The 2,953-nt window shown below is 63.4% G+C and carries 3 protein-coding genes; 1 reads left to right on the forward strand and 2 read right to left on the reverse strand.

All coding sequences use genetic code 11. The annotated features are described in order from the left end of the window. The coding region (locus L972_RS19125; RefSeq protein ID WP_047440392.1) for a molybdopterin-dependent oxidoreductase at positions 1 to 1,951 on the forward strand (1,951 nt) is incomplete at its 5' end. An 85-nt stretch (positions 1,952 to 2,036) separates the two neighbouring features. Here the strand turns inward: L972_RS19125 and L972_RS19130 are convergent. Together L972_RS19130 and L972_RS21170 are read right to left on the reverse strand one after the other, a co-directional pair. Continuing rightward, positions 2,037 to 2,498, reverse strand: coding sequence for a hypothetical protein (locus tag L972_RS19130; protein ID WP_005339830.1), 462 nt, complete (start codon positions 2,496 to 2,498; stop codon positions 2,037 to 2,039). Between the two features lie 41 nt (positions 2,499 to 2,539). After that, a partial coding sequence (locus tag L972_RS21170; RefSeq protein ID WP_047440396.1) for an ATP-binding protein occupies positions 2,540 to 2,953 on the reverse strand: 414 nt, incomplete at its 5' end.

The raw sequence follows: 2,953 nt of genomic DNA on the forward strand, positions 1-2,953 counted from the left end.
CACCCTGCTGCACCGCCTGATGAACCTCTCCGGCGGCTTCACCGGTTATGCCGGTGACTACTCCACCGGCGCGGCTCAGGTGATCATGTCCCACGTGATGGGCTCCATCGAGGTGTACGAGCAGCAGACCGCCTGGCCCAACGTGGTCGAGAACGCCGAACTGGTGGTGCTGTGGGGGGTCAATGCTCAGGTCACCCTGAAGAACAGCTGGAACATGCCGGATCACGAAGGTCAGGCCGGTTTCATGGCGCTGAAAGAGAAAGGCACCCGCGTCATCAGCATCGATCCCATCTACAACGAGACCGCCAAGCTGGTCGGTGCCGAGTGGATTGCGCCGAACGCCTACACCGACGTGGCCATGATGCTGGGTGTGGCTCACACCCTCTACAGCGAGAAGAAGCACGATCAGGCTTTCCTCGATCGCTACACCGTCGGCTTCGACAAGTTCCTGAACTACCTGCTCGGCAAGGATGACGGCCAACCGAAGAGCGCCGAGTGGGCGAGCACCGTCTGCGGCGTCGACGCCAAGGTGATCCGCCAGCTGGCTCTCGACATGGCCACCAAGCGCACCATGATCATGGCCGGTTGGGGGATGCAGCGTCAGCAGCACGGCGAACAGCCGAACTGGATGCTGGTCACTCTGGCCTCCATGCTGGGCCAGATCGGCCTGCCGGGCGGCGGCTACGGCTTCAGCTACCACTACTCCTCCGGTGGCAGCCCCACCGCCAAGGGTGGCATTCTGGCGGGTATCTCCGCCGGCAACGCACCGAAGAACAGCCCGGCTCCGATCCCGGTGGCCCGCATCGCCGACTGTCTCGCCAATCCGGGCAAGACCATCGACTTCAACGGCCGCAAGGTGACCTATCCGGACATCAAGCTGGTCTACGTGGCGGGCGGCAACCCCTTCCACCACCATCAGGACACCAACAACCTGCTGCAGGCGTGGCGCAAGCCGCAGACCGTGATCGTGCACGAGCCCTACTGGACGGCGACTGCCAAGCACGCCGATATCGTGCTGCCGGTCACCACCAGCTACGAGCGCAACGATCTGGAGATGGGTGGCGACTACTCCCAGCGCTATGTGTTCCCGATGCACCAGTGCGTGCCGCCCCAGTTTGAAGCCCGCAACGACTTCGACATCTTCAGCGCCATCGCCGCCAAGCTGGGCGTGCAGGAGCAGTACACCGAAGGCAAAGACGAGATGCTGTGGCTCAAGCAGATGTACGACGGCATGGCAGCGCAGGCCCGCGGCGCCCGCGTGGCGCTGCCGCCGTTCAACATGTTCTGGGAATCCAACAACTACATCCGCTTCCCGATCCCCGAGGCAAACCGCCAGTGGATCCGTCACGCCGATTTTCGCGAGAATCCGCTGCTCAACCCGCTCGGCACCCCGTCCGGCAAGATCGAGATCTTCTCCAACACGGTGGCGGGGATGGGTTACGCCGACTGTGCCGGCCATCCCAAATGGTATGAGCCCAAGGAGTGGGTGAAGAGCGAGGTGGCAGCGCGCTATCCGCTGTCGCTCAACACCTCCCACCCGACCCAGCGGCTGCACTCCCAGCTCGACAACACCCCGCTGCGGGACAAGTTCGCCATCGCCGACCGCGAAGCAATCATGATCCATCCCGCCGACGCCAAGGCTCGCGGCATCGCCCAAGGGGATCTGGTGCGCGCCTTCAACGAGCGCGGCCAGATCCTAGTGGGCGCCCTGCTCTCCGAAGATGTGCGCCAAGGCGTGGTGCGGATCTGCGAAGGGGCCTGGTACGATCCGGCCAAGCCGGGCGAAGCGGGCAGCATCTGCAAGAACGGCAACGTCAACTGCCTCACCTTCGACGAGGGCTCGTCCAGTCTGGCGCAAGGCAACTGCGGCCACATGGCCCAGCTGCAGATCGAGAAGTACACAGGCCCGGTGCTGGCCAACACCGCCCACGCGGTACCGGCCAACGGCTAAGGCGATTACCACCCAATAAAAACGGCGCCATCAAGGCGCCGTTTCTTTATCCGTCTGCCAAAGCTCAGGCATGGTCGGAACGGGTTTAGAACTCCCCTTCCTCCATATACTCCTGCGCGCATTCAACCAGCTGCGGCCACAGCTCTTCCGGCACCCAGGCGTCCGGGTCATCTTCATCCCCGTCGTACTGGCTCCAGAAATAGCGACGCAGTCCGGAGGCAAACTCGTCGCTGATCTCGGCCAGCTCCGAGAGCGGCCCCAACCAGGCGATGCGACGCAGGCCGGAGGCGAGATCGTTGATGGCATCCATCAGGGTGCGATCGTCGAAGCTCTGCTCCACCAGCAGGGTGAAGCGCTCGCGCGCCTGCTCGGTCTGCTCCTCGTCCAGCTCGCCCACATCGGCCAGCAGGTCGACAAAATCTTCCAGAAGGAACGCGATCAGGCCATCCCTGTCTTCAAACCACTGGATCTGGGCGCCCTTGACCCCCAGCACAGAGGCATCAAACGAATCGTCAAGGTGACACAGTGCCCACGGATCGTCGGTCATGCTTCTCTTCCTCAGGCTAAAACAAATGCCATATGTTATGCCTAGCTCTCGACTCTTGCCACCTTGGGCAACGAGAGGGAGGCGGCCAGACCGCCCAGTTCGGCGCGGCCCATGATGAAACTGCCCCGATAGGCTTCCGCCAGATCGGAGACGATATTGAGGCCCAGGCCCGAGCCCGGCACCTTCTCGTCGAGCCGCACCCCGCGCAGCACCGCCTTGGCAATCTGATCCTCGCTCATGCCGGGGCCGTCATCCTCGATACGCAGGGTGATCCAGCCCCCCAGCTCGGCGCTGGAGATGCGCAGCTCGCTGGCAGACCACTTGAAGGCGTTCTCCAGCAGGTTGCCCACCATCTCGTCGAAGTCCTGCTCCTCCACCCCGACCGCCAGATTGGCGGGCACCTGCAAGTCCACCGTCTTGCCCGGATAGAGGCGGGAGAAGGCGCGGCAGATATA

Source organism: Aeromonas sp. ZOR0001 (assembly GCF_000801015.1).
Classification (GTDB): Bacteria; Pseudomonadota; Gammaproteobacteria; order Enterobacterales; family Aeromonadaceae; genus Aeromonas; species Aeromonas veronii.